Raw genomic sequence first — 17913 nt, 5'->3', positions numbered from 1 at the left:
GGACGAGCAGAACGTGCTCGGCGAGGCGCTGCTCAAGCCGTATCCCGAGGTCCGGGTCCCGCTGGCCAACTGAGCGGTCGCCCTTGCATCACGCGAGCGGCAGCAGGGCCTTTGTTCCGGATGCGGCGCGCAGCCGGGGGGCTGGTCAGCTCAGCACCACCGAGCCGGAGCGGCCGACCAGCCGCGCGAGTTGCTTGAAGCGGCCTCCGACGCGGTCGGCGACGAGGTCGACCAGGTGATGCTCGAACACCAGCATCAGCTTGCGGTCCTGGGTGCGGAAATGCGTGGCCGACAGCACGCCGGGCCGCGCTGCCGAGATCAAATGCGCGACGCGGAAGGCGGTGCCGAGCAGGCGCGCGCGATCGATCTGGGCCGGGCTGAGCTGCTGCGTGAGCTCGGGCGCCGCCGCCTCGTCGCGTTGCCCCTCGTAGCGGAAGAACACCGACAGCGCGACGAAGATGCGGCCCTCATGGCTGATCGAGCCGAAATTGCCGTTGAGGATGATGCCGTAGGTCTGCTCGCCGCGATGGTCGGGGTGCATGCGCCAGCCGATGTCGGACAGCAGGCAGGCGGCGTGGCGCAGCCGTCGCTCGTCCTCGGTCTCGCGGATGTGCACGACGCGGAACAGCCGGTCGGTCCAGTCGATCAGTTCGCGGGCATGCTGGGCCGAGCGCGACAGCAGCTCGTTCAATCCTTGCGCCGCGCTGAGCAGGCCATCCTTGGCGCGCTCGGCGTCGGGCAACTTGGAATAGAGCAGGCCCTCCCGGACGCCGAAGGTGGAGAACACGACGGTCGTGGGCTTGGCGACGCGGATGATGTATTCCAGCACGAGCGCGGCATAGGCCAGCAGCGGACGGCGCGCCTCGGCGATCGCCTCGATGTCGGCCAGCATGTCCGCGGCGACGAGCCGGCGCAGGCGGCGCACGAAGGCCAGCGCGTCGGCCGCCGGGATTGCATAGCCGTGCATGACGCCGAGCGGATAGCCGCTCTGGATGATGTGGATGCGCGCCAGCGCGCGCCAGGTGCCGCCGACCGCGTAGAAGGTCCGGTTCTCACCGGCCAGCAGTTGCGGCAGGCCGGTGAGCGCCGCGCTGGCGATCCGCTGCGCCTTCTTGAGCGATTTCTCGGCGAGGTCCTGCAGCGCCAGGCTGCCGAGCGGCAGGGTGACGCCGCTGCGGACCTGATGGCCGCGGACGTCGATCAATTCCAACGAGCCGCCGCCGAGATCGCCGACGATGCCGTCGGGCTTGTGGATGCCGGAGATGACGCCGAGCGCCGAATAGCGCGCCTCCTCGGGGCCGGTGAGGATCTGGATCGGCACGCCGCAGATCTTCTCGGCCTTTGCGATGAAGTCCGGGCCGTTCGAGGCGTCGCGGCAGGCGGCCGTCGCGATCGCATGGACCTGGCCGACCTTCTGCACCTTGCACAGCGCGCGGAACCGCTTCAGCGCCGTCAGCGCCTTGTCCACGGCGTCAGCGGCGAGCAGACCCGTGGTCTGGACCTCGCGGCCGAGCCCGCACAGCGCCTTCTCGTTGAATACGGTGACGAGGCTGCGCTCCATCGCCTGGTAGACGACGAGGCGGACCGAGTTCGAGCCGATATCGATGACGCCGACGCTCCCGGCGCTGGGCGCGGGCCGCTTCACCGCGTCATTCCCTCGAGGAGCAGGTCGCTAGGACGGGTTGCGTTCGTTCCGGCGCGTGAGCCGGCGCGGTGATGATTCCTTGAGCGACTTGCCACGGCCGGACAGACTCGGATTCGTCATGAAGTAATTGTGCAGGTTGAAGGGTTCCTCACCCTTCGCGGCCTTCATACGCGTTGACGACCCGTCCGGCAACAATTGCCAGCTCTGCTCGGTATCCTTGAGGTTGGCGACCATGATCTGCTCCAGCACCTGCTGGTGCACGGTCGGGTTCTGCAGCGGGCACAGCACCTCGACGCGGCGGTCGAGATTGCGCGGCATCATGTCGGCCGAGGAGATGTAGACCGCGGCCTTGGCGCTCGGCAGGCCCTGACCCATACCAAAGCAGTAGATGCGGCCATGCTCGAGGAAGCGGCCGATCACCGATTTGACGCGGATGTTGTCGGACAGGCCGGGAATGCCAGGCCTCAGGCAGCAGATGCCGCGCACGATCAGCTCGATCGAGACGCCCGCCTGGGAGGCCTCGTAGAGCGCGTCGATGATGTCGGGGTCGACCAGCGAGTTCATCTTCATCCAGATCACGGCCGGCTTGCCCTGGCGGGCAAAGCTGGTCTCGCCATGGATGTGCTCGATCATGCGCTTGCGAAGCGTGAGCGGCGACACCGCCATCTTCTCGATGTCGATCGGCTCGGCATAGCCGGTGATGTAGTTGAACACCCGCGTCACGTCGCGGCCGATCACCGGGTCCGAGGTGAAGTAGGACAGGTCGGTGTAGATGCGTGCGGTCACCGGGTGGTAGTTGCCGGTGCCGGTGTGCACATAGGTGGTGAGGCTGCCGCCCTCGCGGCGCACGACCATCGACAGCTTCGCATGCGTCTTGAGCTGCAGGAAGCCGTAGACGACCTGCACGCCAGCGCGCTCGAGGTCGCGCGCCCAGCGGATGTTGGCCTCCTCGTCGAAGCGCGCCTTCAGCTCGACCAGCGCGGTGACCGACTTGCCGGCCTCGGCCGCTTCCACCAGGGTGCGCACGATCGGCGAGTTGTTCGAGGTGCGATACAGCGTCTGCTTGATCGCGACGACATCGGGATCGCGAGCCGCCTGCTGCAGGAACTGCACCACGACGTCGAACGATTCATAGGGATGATGGACGATCAGGTCTTTCTGCCGGATCGCGGCGAAGATGTCGCCGCCATGGTCGCGGACGCGCTCGGGATGGCGCGGCACATAGGGCGCGAATTCGAGATCGGGGCGATCGACGCGGGTCAGTTGCGACAGCTCGTTCATCGCCAGCACGCCGTCGACCACGAACACCTCGTCGTCGGTGGTCGCGAGCGCATCCTGCACGAAGGCGCGCAGCTCCTCCGGCATGTTGGCCTCGATCTCGAGCCGGATCACCGAGCCGCGGCGGCGCCGCTTCAGCGCGGTCTCGAACAGCCGCACCAGATCCTCGGCCTCTTCCTCGATCTCGATCTCGCTGTCCCGGATGATGCGGAAGGCGCCCTGGCCCTTGACCGTGTAGCCGGGGAACAGGCGGCCGATGAACAGGCTGGTCGCCTGTTCGAGCGTGATCAGGCGGATGACGCCGTCCTTGGCGCCGGGGAAGCGGATGAAGCGGTCGATCTTGCCGGGCATGCGGATCAGCGCGTTCATCGGCCGGCCGTCGGCGGTACGCGTCAGCTGCAGCGCCACGGTGAAGCCGAGGCTCGGGATGAACGGGAACGGATGCGCCGGGTCGATCGCCAGCGGCGTCAGCAGCGGAAAGATGTTGGCGAGGAAATGATCCTCGATCCAGGCGCGCTCGCTCTTGGTGACGTCCTGGCCGTCGACCAGCACGATGCCGAGCTCGCCGAGGAATTTGCGCAGGTCGCGCCAGATCGCCTGCTGGTCGATGGCGAGCTGCGACACGGTCTCGTTGATCAGCTTGAGCTGTTCGATCGGCGTCAGCCCATCCGGGCTGCGCTCGGCGATGCCCTCACGCACCTGGGCGCGGATGCCGGCGACGCGGACCATGAAGAATTCATCGAGATTGTTGGCCGAAATCGACAGGAACCGCACCCGCTCCAGCGCGGGGTGTCGCGGATTGACCGATTCCTCCAGCACGCGACGGTTGAAATGCAGCCAGGACAGTTCCCGGTTGATGAAGCGCTCGGGGCTGGAGGCGATCTCCAGAGCGGCGGCGCCAATCGGCTCTTTCTCTACGATTTCAGTAACTTGTTCGGTATCCATCAGAAAATCGTCCATATCCGATCGCGGCATCAAATCAGGTCGCTCAGGCCGACCGTAGACCAATCTGCATGACCAGGGGATGACGTTCCCGACACCATTCAGGTTCCGCGACCGGCCGCCGTCAAGATGGCCGCCGGTCACACCGTGCGGAGCAGCTCCGCCGCCAAGGCCCGGGTCACCGGCCGCCCGAGCCGCAGCGACTCGGTATCGAGCAGCGCGATGGTGTTCCGGGCCGCGGCATAGGAGCGCTCGATCCGCGTCGTGAGGTAGCTGACGACCGTCTCGTCGATCGCCAGCTGCCGGTCCGCGGCGAGCTTGACGATCAGCGCCCGGAACAGCTGGTCGTCCGGCGGCAGCAGGGTGATCACCGGGACGGCGCGCAGCCGCGACCGCAGGTCGGCGAGCGCGATCGGCAGCGACGCCGGCGCCTCGCGCGCGGTGATCAGGATGGAGGCCCCGTCCTGCCGCGCCAGGTTGAGCAGGTGGAACAGCGCCCGCTCGTCGAGATCGGTGGCCGTGAGGTCCTCGAGCACTAGCGCGCCGGTGGCGAGGGCGCCAGGGACGGCACTCGCCTCCAGCGCATGCGCCGACAGCGACCGGGCGCCGGAGCGCTCGGCCCAGATCGCCGCCAGATGGCTCTTGCCGGAGCCGTCCGGGCCGACCAGGAACATCGTCCGGGCCGGCCATTCCGGCCAGGCATCGACCAGCGCGAGCCCGGCCGCGTTGCCGGGGCCCTCGAGGAAATTGTCCCGCGTCAGGCTCTCCGCATGCGGCAGCGCAAGGGCCAGTTGACGAGGGGGAATGTGGCCGGCCAAGGTTGACGTGCTCCGTACAGTGTCGTCGGCAGGGGACGCGGAAGGGCCTGCGAGCCGGCTCATCCCACCTCGATGGTGCTCATGTGACGTACCCAGTCCACCAGGTAAAGCCCGACAGACACGAGGGTAAAGGCCGTCACCAGCAGCATCAGCACGAGATCGTAGGGCTTGGACTCGAAGCCGAAGCTGAGCGATGCCAGCACGAGCGCCGCGAACCCGACCTGCGCCGCAGTGTTCAGCTTCGACACCATCAATGGCTTCATTGCGACCGGCCGATCGAACAGCCAGGACACGATCACGGCGGCGACGATCATGATGTCGCGGGACACCACGAGAATGACGATCCAGCGCGGAATGGCGCCCCAGATGCCGAGCGTGACGAAGATCGACACCAGCAGCGCCTTGTCGGCCAGCGGGTCGAGCAGCGCCCCGAGCTCGGAGCGCAGGTTGAAGCGCCGGGCCAGAAAGCCGTCCACGGCGTCGCTGACGCCGGCAATCACGAACACGATGAAGGCGATCTCCATCTCGCCGGCCGCGATGGCCCATACCACGATCGGAACCAGCAGGATTCGGCCCAGCGTAATCAGGTTGGGGATACTGTGGGGTAGGGTCACGCAGCTGGTCCCGACGACAACTCGATCAAATTACACTGATTGCGAAGCGTGGCGAACCGCTCCGGTTCCTAGATAGGATGGGGACGGGCCCCTTGCGAGCCATTGCGCCCGGCCGGAATCCGACGTAACCAGCGGCCAAATTAGGGGTTTTGACCATGACCGAGCGCAAGAGCGGGCTCACTTATGCAGATTCGGGCGTCGATATCGATGCCGGCAATCGTCTGGTCGACCTGATCAAGCCGATGGTCCGCGCCACGGCCCGCGCCGGCGCGGACGCCGAGATCGGCGGCTTCGGCGGCCTGTTCGACCTCAAGGCCGCCGGCTTCAAGGACCCGGTCCTGGTGGCGGCCACCGACGGCGTCGGCACCAAGGTCAAGATCGCGATCGAGACCGGGCTGCATGGCGGGATCGGCATCGACCTGGTGGCGATGTCGGTCAACGACCTCGTGGTGCAGGGGGCCGAGCCGCTGTTCTTCCTGGACTACTTCGCCTGCGGCAAGCTCGACCCCGAGGCGACCGCCTCGATCGTCGCGGGCGTCGCCGAAGGCTGCCGCGAATCCGGCTGCGCGCTGATCGGCGGCGAGACGGCGGAAATGCCCGGCCTCTACAAGGACGGCGACTACGATCTCGCCGGCTTCGCGGTCGGCGCCGCCGAGCGCGGCACCCTGCTGCCGTCCAAGGACATCGCCACCGGCGATGTCGTGCTGGGGCTGGCCTCGTCCGGCGTGCATTCCAACGGCTACTCCTTGGTGCGCAAGATCGTCGCGCAATCCGGCCTCGGCTTCGAGGCGCCGGCGCCGTTCGCGCCGGTGCTGACCTTGGGCGCGGCGCTGCTGACGCCGACGCGGCTCTATGTGAAGTCCTGCCTGCGCGCCATCCGCGAGACCGGCGCCGTGAAGGGGCTCGCCCACATCACCGGCGGCGGCTTCACCGACAACATTCCGCGCGTGCTGCCGAAGCATCTCGGCGTCTCCATCGACCTCGCGCATCTGCCGGTGCTGCCGGTGTTCAAGTGGCTGGCGGAGCAGGGCGGCATTGCCGAGCGCGAGCTGCTGCGCACCTTCAATTGCGGGATCGGCATGATCGTGATCGTCAAGGCCGATGCGGTCGACGCGGTCACCGAGGTGTTCAAGGCCAATGGCGAGCACGTCGCCCGGCTCGGCGAGGTCGTTCCGGCCGCGGGCGAGGAGCGCGTGATCTACACGGGCGCCCTCGACCTTTCGCTGTGAGACGGGCAAGCCGATGAAGCGCCGCGTAGCGATCCTGATTTCCGGCCGTGGATCCAACATGGCCGCGCTGATCCGCGCGGCCAACGCTGCGGATTTTCCGGCCGAGATCGCCGTGGTCATCTCCAACCGGGCCGATGCGGCGGGCCTGCAGAAGGCGGCGGAGAGCGGCGTTGCCGTCGAGGTGATCGAGAGCAAGCCGTTCGGCAAGGACCGCGCCGGCTTCGAGGCGAAGCTGCAGGCAGCGCTCGATGCGCGCGGCATCGAGCTGATCTGCCTCGCCGGCTTCATGCGGCTGTTCACCGCCGACTTCGTGCAGCGCTGGTATGGCCGGATGCTGAACATCCATCCTTCGCTGCTGCCGTCGTTTCCGGGCCTCGATCCGCACGGCCAGGCGTTGCGCGCCGGCGTGAAGCTGTCCGGCGCGACCGTGCATTTCGTCATCCCGGAGACCGATGCCGGTCCGATCGTGATGCAGGGCGCCGTGGTGGTCAGGGACGACGATACGGCCGAGACGCTGTCGGAGCGCATCCTCGGCGTCGAGCATCGCATCTACCCGGAAGCGCTGAAGCTGCTGGCGAGGGACCTCGTGCGGCTGGAAGGCGATCTGTGCCGGACGACGGCGACGGAGCAGGCCGATCAGGTGCTGATCTGGCCGATGGTGTCGTAGTCGCGCATGCCTCGCGCTCGGCGGTGAACTCGGATTGCGGAGAGAGTGTGCTCGCGGAGCGAACCCCTCACCCAACCGAGTCTGCTGCACGTTCCTACAAGCCCTCTCCCACAAGGGGAGAGGGCACAGTAACTACCAGCGCGTTAGCCCAGATCATGATATTCGAAGCCCTGATTGGTTCCGCGAAAAAGCTACGCAATACAGTGCCCTCTCCCCTTGTGGGAGAGGGCATCGCCGGCACATCAGCAGGCTCGCTTGGGTGAGGGGTCTCTCTCGGCGGAGACGGTGCTACGGCGGTACAGGATGCTCCGACACGCTTCGACAGCTTGCATCAACTCGCTATCCCGCGACGCCGCAGCCGGACAAAAAAATCCCCGGCAGGGCCGGGGGACATCAAGGGCTGACGAAGTCTGATCATCCGCGCGGAATTCGTGGTGCGCGGATCTCGTTGGTCGAGGCCGGCGTCCGCAAGAGCGCCGTGCGCCAGAGCCTCAAGAGAGCTTGAGATTCTCCGCCGACGTCTTGCCGCGGCTCTCGACCAGATCGTATTCGATCGGCTGGTTCTCGTTGAGCGTGGTCAGTCCGGCACGCTCGACGGCCGAGATATGGACGAACACGTCCTTGTCTCCGCCGGTCGGTTTGATGAAGCCATAGCCCTTGGTCGGGTTGAACCATTTCACGCTGCCTTTGTAGGTCGGCATCGCTGTCTCCTCGTCTAGACGAAAAAAAGACGCGGTCACGCTCATCGCGTGCCACGCCACAAACGGGCTTCCCGGGATCTGCTCGATTTCCTCAGTCACGAAACGCACAGTCGAACGGCCAATCCGATTGTGCCCGAGATTGCATCACGATTTCCCGGCGATATCAAGTTTGGCGAACTGATGAGAACGCGTCGCGGAGTCGCGGATGCAAGCGCCGCTGCAGCCAGACGAGCTGTGGCGGTGGAACCACAAGGCCCGGTGGCGTGCCGGCTGCCCCGCTGCAATCTGATTGACCGCCGCCGGGAACTCAGGGCAAATCGTCGCATCGTGTTTTAAGCGTATTTGAGCGAGGCGGGGCATCGATGCGCGGGGCATCTCGATCAGCACGGACCGGGCGATCGCCTCGCGCAGCCGGGGCAGCGATCCTGCTCATCTCGCTCGGCGCGGCCGTCGCATCCTCGGCCGCCGCCGCTGCCGAGCCGGCCGGCCTGCCGAGCATCGCGGCCAGCCCGACGCCGACTCCGACACCGGCGCCATCCCCCAGCCCGGTTCCCGGCGCGATCAGTTCCGATCTCTCGTCCGGCCGCTCGGTGCTCGACCTCGGCTCGCAGTTCCTGCAACGGCTCGGCCGCGAGGCCTCGTTCGGCGGCAGCCGGTTGCTGCGCAGCAACCCCGGCGGCGGCGGAGCGCCGGAGGCGGCGGAGCAGCCGCGCTATCGCAGCTGGGGAGAAGCCTATGGCGTCGCGGCGCGGTCCGACGCCCAAGGTGCATTCGTTGGCGACAAGCGATCGACGTGGGGCGGCGTCGCCGGTATCGGCATGCGTCTCGCGCCGGGCGTCAACGTCGGCCTGTCGGTCGACCAGAGCCGGACCCTGGTCGACGTGCCGCTCGCGCTGCAGTCGGCGACGCTGGATCTCACGCAGCTCGGCTTCAATGCCTCGGTCGACCATGGACCCTGGACTTGGGCGACTGCCGTCGTGCACGGGTTCGGCGGGATCGATGCGCGGCGTGACACCGCCCTCGGGGCGACGCGCTCGGTCTATGCCGCCCACCTGACGGGCGTGCTGAGCGAGATCGACTATTACTGGAGCGTCGGCGAAAGCCGCGTGGTTCCGAAGCTCGCCTTCGAATATGTCCGCGCCAGCACGGCCGCGTTCCAGGAGAGCGGTGGTCTCGATCCGCTGTCGGTCAGCGGCACGTCGCTGGAGCGCGGCCGCGTTCTGGCGGGCGCCGAGATCGGTCGTTACTTCGTCATCGACGGCAAGATCCTCGACGTCTCGGCCTACGGCAAGTTCGTCGACAATTTCGCGCAAAACCTCGGCACGGTGACCGTCAGCTTGGGCGCGCAGAGCATCGCGCTGCAGGGCCTCGGCGAGGGGCGCTACGGCGCCGACACCGGCGCGGCGCTGTCGTTGTCGCTCAACAGCACGGCGCGGTTCTATCTGAACTACGACGCCAAGCTGCGCTCGGCGCTGCAGTCGCATCAGGGCACGCTCGGCGTCGAGCTGAAATGGTAGCCGGTCAGACCGGCCTCGGCGCGATGTAGCCGCCGAAGCCGATCGCCTCGCGCGACGCCGTCATCAGCGGCACCAGATCCAGCGGATGGATGAACTCGTCGCGGAAGCAGGCATGGATTTTCGCATCGAAGATGTGCTTCAGCCAGTCGATCACCACCTTGTGCCGGTCGGAGTTGCGGAACTCCTTGTGATAGGTCAGCCACAGGTCCATGTGGTAGTTGACGCCGAGATCGACCGGAACCAGCGGCGCCCCCAGCGCGATCACCGACGTCGGCAGGAAACCGATCCCGGCACTGCGCTCGACCGCATAGAGCACGGCGACGCTCGAATTGGTCGAGATGCCGACGATTCCCTCGAGCGACTCCAATCCGAGGATGCGCGCGTAGCCGGACTCGTCGAGCTGCATGCCGTGCTGCTTGATGATGCGGTGGTTCCGAAGGTCTGCGAGCGACGACGGAACGCCATGCGCATCGCGATAGGCTTCGGAGACGAAGCCGTAGATGTGCAGCCGCCCGAGCTTGGTCACGATGACGTCCGGGTTCGTCGGCCGCTCGAATTGGATGGAAATGTCCGCCTCCAGGCGTGACACGTCCGCCTGCTGCATCGCGCAACTCAGATCCACCGTGATCTTGCGATAGGTTCGCTGGAAGTCGATCAGCCGCGGCAGGATCCAGAAATTGCCGGGGCCTTCCGTCACGGCCACGCGCACCGATCCGCGCGTATCGGTCGAGAGCGCGGCGCGACGGAAGATGTTGAAGCTCAGCCGTTCCATCTGCTCGACGTCGAACAGAAGCGCGCGTCCTTCATCGCTGAGCGACAGCCCGGACTGATCGCGGATGAAGAGCTTGAAGCCGAGTTCGTTCTCCAGTCGGTCGATCTTGCGCATCAGCGTGGTGCCGGTCAGGCCGAGCACATCAGCTGCATTCCTGAAGCTCTGGTGCCGCGTACAAAGGAGAAATGCTCTTAAATCTTCCCATGAGGCATTAAGCGTTTCGTCAGATTTTCCGCGCTGCGTAGATGCAGCACCCCGATGCAAATGTTGCCGCATACACTCGAGCCCCGACTAGTAGGATGACCTCATCAAAGCCAAGCTGGAAACATAGATGCAGAACTCGCAGCGCGGAAGTACTGAATTTTCAGATCGACATCAGCTCGACGCATTGCCATGGACTCATCGGATCACGGCGCAGGCCGTTACACCCGAGCGGCTCGGCGAACTCGCCGCGCTGGCGCGGCGGGAAATTCCGGGCGTGCGCGCATCCGCGCAGGAGCTCGCCGAGTTCTTGCGGCACGATCCGGACTCCATTTTCGTGCTTTGCCAGGGCGGCCGGCTGCTCGGCGGCATCGCGTTTCTCTATTTGAACTCGGCCGGTCTCGATGCGCTGCTGCTGGATGATTTCAATTTGAATGATCCGCCGCGCCGATTCCTGGCGCAGCCCGATGAACAGCCGGCTGCCATCTATGTCTGGGCACTGGTGGCAAAGGGACGCGGCGCGATCGGTCTCGGCAATGTCGCGCAAATGCTGCGCGGGCCGCGGTACCGGTCCGCCGACTACTACGCCCAGCCATCGAGCCCCGAGGGACGTGCCTTTCTCGGTGCGCTCGGTTTCGCTCCGCTCGCAAGCTTTCAGCCGGATCTCTGGTGGTATCAGCGGCCGTGGAACCGGCTGCCCGAGATGATCGCGCCCTCGCTCCAATCAACGACAAATTTAGTAAAAAGGAGTCTTGCAGATGCACGGCATGAGTTCAGCTAGGATGACGAAATCGAATCCACGCGCGATCACCGTGCGCATCGCGCGTGATCCGAACGATCTGATGCTCGTGACCGCGATCCGATCCGCCGTCTATCTCACTGAGCAGGATTGCCCGATGGAGGAGGAGTTCGACGGCAACGATCTCGTCGCGGCGCACTTCCTCGGCTTCGTCGGCAAGGAGCCGGCCGGATGCGTGCGTGTGCGCTTCTTCGGCGAATTCGCCAAGGTCGAGCGGCTCGCGGTCCGGCATCAATATCGCCGCTCGCGGCTGTCGTTCAAGCTGGTGCGCGAGGCGCTCGACTATTGCCGGCGCAAGGGCTTCAAGAAAGCCTATGGCCATGCGCAGGATCGCCTGGTCGATTTCTGGGCGCATTTCGGCGCGAAGCCGCTCGGCCATAATCGCAAGCTCACCTTTTCCGACTTCTCCTACACGGAGATGGTGCTGGATCTCGAGCCGTGCTCCGACGCGATCACGCTCGACAGCGATCCCTACATGATCATCCGCCCCGAGGGCGACTGGGATCGTCCCGGCGTGCTCGACCTTTCGGCCGGCCGGCCGGCGTCCTCGCCATTGCGTGACTTTGCTGCAGCCAGATCATGATCTCGAACCGCGATCTGTTCGGCGGCGGCGAGATCGATCCGCCGGTCCTGATGTGTGCCGATCTGCAATGCGAGTATCTCGCTGAGGGACGCAAGCACCTCGTCGCCGACGGTGACGTCATCATGGGCCGCTGCCGGCAGCTGATCGCGCTCTGGCGTGACAATCTCTGGCCTGTCGTGCATCTCAAGCGGATCGCGCAGGCGGCGTGGTTCAACCCGGCCTCGAACCTGACGAACTGGATCGATGACTTCAAGCCGAGGCCGGGCGAGATCGCGTTCGAGCACCCGCTGCCCTCCGCCTACAGCTCGGCGCGGTTCGCCGACTACATGTCGAACATGCGCAGCATCCGTTGCGTCGTGCTCGGCTTCTCGCTCGATGAGACGATCCTGTGCACGGTCGTCGATGGCTTCCATCGCAGCCATCGCTACCAGGTGATCGGCGATGCGGTGGCCTGCCGCAAGGCCTGCGCCGGCGATGCGGCGTCGTACAAGCAGGTCGTGACCGGGGTGATCAGCAATTTCGCCGGCGTGGTCGACAGTGCCCAGCTGACGGGCGCAAGCGGCCGGCTCGCGGTCTGAGCGCGGCGCGGGCCTCACCGCGCCGCGAGGCGCTCGGCCAGCTCGATTACCATGCGCCGATCTGACGGGGCGATTATCTTGTTGAATGCAACTACAAGGCGTAGAGCCTCCACGACGTGCAAATCAACAGGATTTTCGCTCAACAGCCGCAGCAGTTTCTGTTCGGGCGGTTCGCAATCGTCTTTGCTCACGCTGCAGCTCCAGGAACGAGACCACGATATGACCCGAGAGGAACAGCTCAAGCAGCTGGCGAGCAGCCTCCAGGCGGCCATTGCGAAAGCGCGCCAGCTCGACTTGCCGACCAGCGCCTACATCCTCTCGTTGGCCCTGGTCGAGGTGTCCCAGACAATCGAGGCAGAGTTGAGGGGGCAGGCGGATTCCGAATGACATTCGGGCAACATGGCGGCTGAACCGGCCGCGCGCACTCACCTGGGTCAGCTGATGGCGAGACGTGCTAATCACGCTCCGTGCACGGGATGCGAGTAGTTGCTAGTGATCGCATAGTTCCGCCGCCTGCAATGAGCTGCTGCGACCTCGACCTTGGCGGTAACTAATTGCCGGAATGGCCCGCTCAGGGCCGGTCGACCCTGACGACGCGGCCCTTGTCGATGGCGAGCGCGAGCTTGCCGTGCTTCAGCGCCAGCGCGGCCTCGCCGAACAGTTCGCGGCGCCAGCCTTGCAGCGCCGCCACGTCGGCATGATCGTCGGCCGCGATCTGCTCGAGATCGTCGACGGTGGCGATGACCTTGCTGGCGACGGCGTGACGTTCCGAGGTCATGCGCAGCAGGACCTTCAGAAGTTCGACGATCGCAGCCCCGTTCGAATTGTTTCGCGGCTTTTCCAGCTTCGGTAGCGCGGCGAGGTCGCGGGCGAGACCGCGCTGTACGGCGGCCACGATGTCGGAGCCCCATTTGGAGCGCTCGAATCCCTTGGGCAGCGAGCGCAGATTGCCGAGCTTCTCGATGGTGGTCGGCGCATGCGTGGCGATGTCGCCGACCGCATCATCCTTCATCACGCGGCTGCGCGGCACGTCGCGGCTCTGCGCCTCCTGCTCGCGCCAGGCGGCGACCTCGATCAGCACCGCCAGCTCCTTCGGCTTGCGGACGCGGGTCTTCAACCGTTCCCAGGCGCGCTCGGGGTGAAAGTCGTAGGTCTTGGGCGAGGTCAGGATTTCCATTTCCTCGCTGACCCAGTCGCTGCGGCCGCGCTTCTTGAGATCGGCATCGAGGGCGGCAAAGACGTCGCGCAGATGGGTGACGTCGGCCTCGGCGTAGTGCGCCTGCTCCTTGGTCAGCGGCCGGCGCGACCAGTCGGTGAAGCGGTGAGTCTTGTCCGGGCGGTGTCCGGTGATGCGTTCGACCAGTTGGTCGTAGGCGATGCTGTCTCCGTATCCCAGCACCATCGCGGCGACCTGGGTGTCGAAGATCGGGTGCGGGACGATGCCGGCGCGGTGCCAGATGATCTCGATGTCCTGCCGGGCGGCGTGGAAGACCTTCAGGACCTTCTCGTTGGCCATCAGTTCGAAGAACGCCTTCAAATCGATGCCCTCGGCCAGCGCGTCGATCACCACGGCCTCGTCCGCGCTCGCCATTTGCACGACGCAGAGCAGGGGGTAGTAGGTGGTTTCGCGCAGGAACTCGGTATCGACGGTGATGACCGGGTGTTTGGCGAGGCGGTCGCAGGCGGCCGCGAGATCCGCGGTGGTGGTGATCAAGTCCATGAACGATCCATGACGAGGCACTTACGCCGTCGTCCGAAAACGCTGACAAGTCAAGGGTGTCGGCAAAGGGTACGGAACGAAATTCGTCCCCGCTTGTCGGCCCAAACAGCCCGGAACGCAAGCGCCGAGGCGCCGGTGGGTCGCTCTATGGTTGACGGTGCCGGCCGGCAAAGGCCGCTCAGTGGTGCCGGACCCGTCCCGAGGGCCGGCGCGCCGAAGGCACGGCGAGCACGATCAGGCACAATGCGATCATCGCCAGACCCATGAATTCGAACACCAGCGCGTCCATGTTCGCAACCTCCCGACAGTTTGGTTCAACTTGTCGGGGCTGCGTTGATCGTTTCTTAAGGACCCCGGCGCGGTCGGGGCGATGGTGGACGGGGAGTTAAGACTGCGTGTCAGGTGCCGCAGAAGGTCTGCAGCACCCGCTCCTCGGGCTCGGGCGGCTGCGTATAGGCCGCGAAGTCCGGCTGGTCGTCATAGGGGTTTGCCAGCACGGCATGCAGCTCCTCGAACGGCCGGTAGTCGTCGTTCTCGACCGCCGCGGTGATGACCGCCTCGATGCGATGGTTGCGCGGAATGAAGGCCGGATTGACCTTGCGCATCGCCTCGCGCCGCTCGGCCGGGCTCTGGGGTTCCGCAGCGAGGCGCTGCTGCCAGCGGCCGGCCCACTCGTCGAAGCCCGTGGGGTCCTCGAACAGGGCGCGGACCTCGCCGAGATCGCCGCTGCCGGCGGCGTCGCTGAGCCGGCGGAAGGTCAGGGTGAAATCCGCCTTGGCCGCGGCCATGGCGTCGAACAGCGCCTGTGCCAGCGGCTGATCGCCCTCCGTTTTCGTGAACAGGCCGAGCTTGCGGCGCAGCCCCGCCTGGTGCGCGTCGGTGAACTGGGTCGCAAAGCCGTCGAGCGCGGCCTCGGCCTGCTTGATCGCCTGGTCCTTGTCGGCGTCGAACAGCGGCAGCAGGCATTCCGCCAGCCGGGTCAGGTTCCACAGCGCGATGCGCGGCTGGTTGGCGAAGGCGTAGCGGCCGAACTCGTCGATCGAGGAGAACACCTGCTTCGGATCATAGGCGTCCATGAAGGCGCAGGGGCCGTAGTCGATGGTTTCGCCCGAGACCGAGGTGTTGTCGGTGTTCATGACGCCGTGGATGAAGCCGACGAGGAGCCAGTCGGCGATCAGCTTGGCCTGGCGGCTGATCACCGCGTCGAGCAGCGCGTGATACGGCCGCTCACCGCCGGCGAGATCGGGATAGTGCCGGCCGATGACATGGTCGGCCAGCCGGCGTACCGCCTCGACATCCTGGCGCGCGGCGAAATACTGGAACGTGCCGACCCGGATGTGGCTGGTCGCCACCCGCGTCAGCACGGCGCCGGGCAGGGCGATGCCGCGGTAGACCTGCTCGCCGGTGACGACGGCGGCCAGGGAACGGGTGGTCGGGATGCCCAAAGCCGCCATCGCCTCGCTGACGATGTATTCGCGCAAGACCGGCCCCAGCGCCGCGCGGCCGTCGCCGCGGCGGGAGAACGGGGTCGGGCCGGAGCCCTTGAGCTGGATGTCCCTGCGGACGCCGTTGCGATCGACCACCTCGCCGAGCAGCACCGCCCGGCCGTCGCCGAGCTGCGGCACGAAATGCCCGAACTGGTGGCCGGCATAGGCCATCGCGATCGGCTCGGCACCGTCGGGCACGGTCTTGCCGGCCAGGATCTCGGCGCCCTCCGGCGTCTCCAGCTCGGCCGGATTGAGGCCCAGCTCCTCGGCGAGCGGCCGGTTCAGCTTGATCAGGCGTGGCGCGGCGACGGGGGTCGGCGCCACCCGGGCAAAGAAATTGTCCGGCAGCGCGGCGTAGGAGTTCTGGAAGGGGAAATGCACGGTCATGGCTCCAAGATAGGCGCAAGGCGGCCAGTTTTCGAGCCCAATCGGCCGTCAGATGAGCGCTGCAGAGCCAGCCCAATCCGGCGGCAGCGCCCGCGGTTGCAATGAGGGCGCAATCGGCCGGGCTCCCAGGCGGAAAAGGCGTTCCTGCGGTTGCCGCGCCGGGGCGGCTCGGCTAAACCCTGCGCGCATTCGGCCACGCGCCCCTCGAGGTTTGCGCCGATTCCCTTTTCCTCACGCCGACCATTCAGGACGACCATGCATCGCTACCGGACCCATACCTGCGGCGCGCTCCGCGACAGCAACATCGGAGAGACGGTCCGGCTGTCCGGCTGGTGCCATCGCATCCGCGACCATGGCGGCGTGCTGTTCGTCGACCTGCGTGACCATTACGGCATCACTCAATGCGTGGTCGATCCCGACTCCAAGGCGTTCGGCCTCGCCGAGAAGCTGCGCTCGGAGTGGGTCGTGCGGATGGAAGGCAAGGTCCGCCACCGCCCGGCCGGCACCGAGAACCCCGAGCTGCCGACCGGCCAGGTCGAGCTCTACGTCGCCGACATCGAGGTGCTCGGCCCCGCGGCCGAGCTGCCGCTGCCGGTGTTCGGCGAGCAGGACTACCCCGAGGACATCCGGCTGAAATACCGCTTCCTCGATTTGCGCCGCGACAGGCTGCACCAGAACATCATGACCCGCGGCGCGATCATCGATTCGATGCGCCGGCGCATGAAGGAGCAGGGCTTCTTCGAATTCCAGACGCCGATCCTGACCGCGTCCTCGCCGGAGGGCGCGCGCGACTTCCTGGTGCCGTCGCGCATCCATCCCGGCAAGTTCTACGCGCTGCCGCAGGCGCCGCAGCAGTACAAGCAGCTGCTGATGATGTCGGGCTTCGACCGCTACTTCCAGATCGCGCCGTGCTTCCGCGACGAGGACCCGCGCGCCGACCGCCTGCCCGGCGAGTTCTATCAGCTCGACGTCGAGATGAGCTTCGTCGAGCAGGAGGACGTGTTCGCGGCGATGGAGCCTGTCATCACCGGCGTGTTCGAGGATTTTGCGAAGGGCAAGCCGGTCACCAAGGGCTGGCCGCGCATCCCCTTCGCCGAGGCGCTGCGCAAATACGGCACCGACAAGCCCGATTTGCGCAACCCGCTCGAGATGCAGGACGTCTCCGAGCACTTCCGCGGCTCCGGCTTCAAGGTGTTCGCGCGCATGCTCGAGGACCCCAAGAACCAGGTCTGGGCGATTCCGGCGCCGGGTGGCGGCAGCCGCGCGTTCTGCGACCGCATGAACTCCTGGGCGCAGGGCGAGGGCCAGCCAGGCCTCGGCTACATCATGTGGCGCGAGGGCGGCGAGGGCGCTGGCCCGCTTGCGAACAACATCGGCCCGGAGCGGACGGCCGCGATCCGCAGCCAGCTCTGCACCAAGGAGGGCGATGCCGCCTTCTTCGTCGCCGGCGATCCCGACAAGTTCTGGAAGTTCGCGGGCCTCGCCCGCACCAAGGTCGGCGAGGAATTGAACCTGATCGACAAGGACCGCTTCGCGCTGGCCTGGATCGTCGACTTCCCGATGTACGAGTACAACGAGGACGACAAGAAGGTCGACTTCTCGCACAACCCGTTCTCGATGCCGCAGGGCGGCCTCGAGGCGCTGCAGACCAAGGATCCGCTGACCATCAAGGCGTTCCAGTACGACATCGCCTGCAACGGCTACGAGATCGCCTCCGGCGGCATCCGCAACCACAAGCCGGAAGCGATGGTGAAGGCGTTCGAGATCGCGGGCTATGGCGAGCAGGAGGTGGTCGACCGCTTCGGCGGCATGTACCGCGCCTTCCAGTACGGCGCGCCGCCGCATGGCGGCATGGCCGCCGGCGTCGACCGCATCGTGATGCTGCTCTGTGGCACGACCAACCTGCGCGAGATCTCGCTGTTCCCGATGAACCAGCAGGCCATGGACCTGCTGATGGGCGCGCCTTCCGAGGCCA

The 17913-nt window shown here is 66.3% G+C and carries 17 protein-coding genes; 8 read left to right on the top strand and 9 right to left on the bottom strand.

The features are described from left to right. Positions 1-145: 145 nt before the first annotated feature. The 4 genes from ppx to BRAS3809_RS05855 all read right to left on the bottom strand — a co-directional run bounded on the left by ppx (position 146) and on the right by BRAS3809_RS05855 (position 5297). The gene (ppx, locus tag BRAS3809_RS05870) at positions 146-1645 is read right to left on the bottom strand and encodes an exopolyphosphatase (protein WP_008961179.1); all 1500 of its coding nucleotides are present in this window, start codon (positions 1643-1645) and stop codon (positions 146-148) included. A 27-nt stretch (positions 1646-1672) separates the two neighbouring features. After that, complete coding sequence (locus BRAS3809_RS05865; RefSeq protein WP_008961178.1) at positions 1673-3868, bottom strand: RNA degradosome polyphosphate kinase; 2196 nt, start codon at positions 3866-3868, stop codon at positions 1673-1675. A 137-nt stretch (positions 3869-4005) separates the two neighbouring features. Next, positions 4006-4683 carry a P-loop NTPase family protein gene (locus tag BRAS3809_RS05860; protein ID WP_008961177.1) on the bottom strand — a complete coding sequence of 226 codons (678 nt, stop codon included), beginning with the start codon at positions 4681-4683 and terminating at the stop codon, positions 4006-4008. 59 nt (positions 4684-4742) lie between these two features. After that, a complete protein-coding gene (locus BRAS3809_RS05855) occupies positions 4743-5297 on the bottom strand; it encodes a CDP-alcohol phosphatidyltransferase family protein (protein WP_008961176.1) in 555 nt (184 codons plus the stop codon). A 155-nt stretch (positions 5298-5452) separates the two neighbouring features. On the opposite strand from BRAS3809_RS05855, the gene purM reads away from it, so the two are divergent. Together purM and purN are read left to right on the top strand one after the other, a co-directional pair. Next, positions 5453-6526 carry a phosphoribosylformylglycinamidine cyclo-ligase gene (gene purM / locus BRAS3809_RS05850; RefSeq protein WP_008961175.1) on the top strand — a complete coding sequence of 358 codons (1074 nt, stop codon included), beginning with the start codon at positions 5453-5455 and terminating at the stop codon, positions 6524-6526. A 13-nt stretch (positions 6527-6539) separates the two neighbouring features. Next, positions 6540-7193, top strand: coding sequence for a phosphoribosylglycinamide formyltransferase (purN, locus tag BRAS3809_RS05845; RefSeq protein WP_035655445.1), 654 nt, complete (start codon positions 6540-6542; stop codon positions 7191-7193). 491 nt (positions 7194-7684) lie between these two features. Here the strand turns inward: purN and BRAS3809_RS05840 are convergent, their stop codons facing one another. Beyond that, positions 7685-7894 (bottom strand): cold-shock protein, encoded by a 210-nt coding sequence (locus BRAS3809_RS05840; RefSeq protein WP_008961173.1) that lies wholly within the window; start codon positions 7892-7894, stop codon positions 7685-7687. Between the two features lie 362 nt (positions 7895-8256). Between BRAS3809_RS05840 and BRAS3809_RS05835 the strand changes: the two genes are divergently transcribed. Continuing rightward, positions 8257-9411 carry an autotransporter outer membrane beta-barrel domain-containing protein gene (locus BRAS3809_RS05835; protein WP_008961172.1) on the top strand — a complete coding sequence of 385 codons (1155 nt, stop codon included), beginning with the start codon at positions 8257-8259 and terminating at the stop codon, positions 9409-9411. A 4-nt stretch (positions 9412-9415) separates the two neighbouring features. On the opposite strand, the gene BRAS3809_RS05830 is transcribed toward BRAS3809_RS05835, so the two are convergent. After that, on the bottom strand, positions 9416-10459 hold the full coding sequence (locus BRAS3809_RS05830; RefSeq protein WP_035655443.1) for a LysR family transcriptional regulator: 1044 nt from the start codon (positions 10457-10459) through the stop codon (positions 9416-9418). Positions 10460-10514: 55 nt separating this feature from the next. On the opposite strand from BRAS3809_RS05830, the gene BRAS3809_RS05825 reads away from it, so the two are divergent. Genes BRAS3809_RS05825 through BRAS3809_RS05815 form a run of 3 tightly spaced genes read left to right on the top strand, consistent with a single transcriptional unit; the run spans position 10515 to position 12344 of the window. Continuing rightward, positions 10515-11165: a hypothetical protein gene (locus BRAS3809_RS05825; protein WP_008961170.1), complete on the top strand. Its 651-nt coding sequence runs from the start codon at positions 10515-10517 to the stop codon at positions 11163-11165. Next, positions 11143-11766 (top strand): GNAT family N-acetyltransferase, encoded by a 624-nt coding sequence (locus BRAS3809_RS05820; RefSeq protein ID WP_008961169.1) that lies wholly within the window; start codon positions 11143-11145, stop codon positions 11764-11766. Before BRAS3809_RS05825 ends, BRAS3809_RS05820 begins: the two co-directional genes overlap by 23 nt. Further along, positions 11763-12344 carry an isochorismatase family protein gene (locus BRAS3809_RS05815; RefSeq protein WP_008961168.1) on the top strand — a complete coding sequence of 194 codons (582 nt, stop codon included), beginning with the start codon at positions 11763-11765 and terminating at the stop codon, positions 12342-12344. Before BRAS3809_RS05820 ends, BRAS3809_RS05815 begins: the two co-directional genes overlap by 4 nt. A 14-nt stretch (positions 12345-12358) precedes the next feature. Here the strand turns inward: BRAS3809_RS05815 and BRAS3809_RS36490 are convergent, their stop codons facing one another. Then, positions 12359-12535, bottom strand: a complete 177-nt coding sequence (locus BRAS3809_RS36490; protein ID WP_170323257.1) for a hypothetical protein — start codon at positions 12533-12535, stop codon at positions 12359-12361. A gap of 28 nt (positions 12536-12563) precedes the next feature. On the opposite strand from BRAS3809_RS36490, the gene BRAS3809_RS36485 reads away from it, so the two are divergent. After that, complete coding sequence (locus tag BRAS3809_RS36485) at positions 12564-12731, top strand: hypothetical protein (protein WP_008961167.1); 168 nt, start codon at positions 12564-12566, stop codon at positions 12729-12731. 184 nt (positions 12732-12915) lie between these two features. On the opposite strand, the gene rnd is transcribed toward BRAS3809_RS36485, so the two are convergent. Both rnd and BRAS3809_RS05800 read right to left on the bottom strand, forming a co-directional pair. After that, positions 12916-14064 carry a ribonuclease D gene (gene rnd / locus BRAS3809_RS05805; protein ID WP_008961166.1) on the bottom strand — a complete coding sequence of 383 codons (1149 nt, stop codon included), beginning with the start codon at positions 14062-14064 and terminating at the stop codon, positions 12916-12918. Between the two features lie 398 nt (positions 14065-14462). Beyond that, positions 14463-15938 (bottom strand): protein adenylyltransferase SelO, encoded by a 1476-nt coding sequence (locus BRAS3809_RS05800; protein ID WP_008961165.1) that lies wholly within the window; start codon positions 15936-15938, stop codon positions 14463-14465. Positions 15939-16193: 255 nt separating this feature from the next. Between BRAS3809_RS05800 and aspS the strand changes: the two genes are divergently transcribed. Continuing rightward, positions 16194-17913 (top strand): aspartate--tRNA ligase (gene aspS, locus BRAS3809_RS05795; RefSeq protein WP_035655439.1); only part of this gene is annotated, 1720 nt, incomplete at its 3' end.

This window comes from Bradyrhizobium sp. STM 3809 (assembly GCF_000239795.1).
Classification (GTDB): domain Bacteria; phylum Pseudomonadota; class Alphaproteobacteria; order Rhizobiales; family Xanthobacteraceae; genus Bradyrhizobium.
Note: the sequence above shows the minus strand (reverse complement) of the source record. Positions and strands in the feature narration are given on the sequence as shown.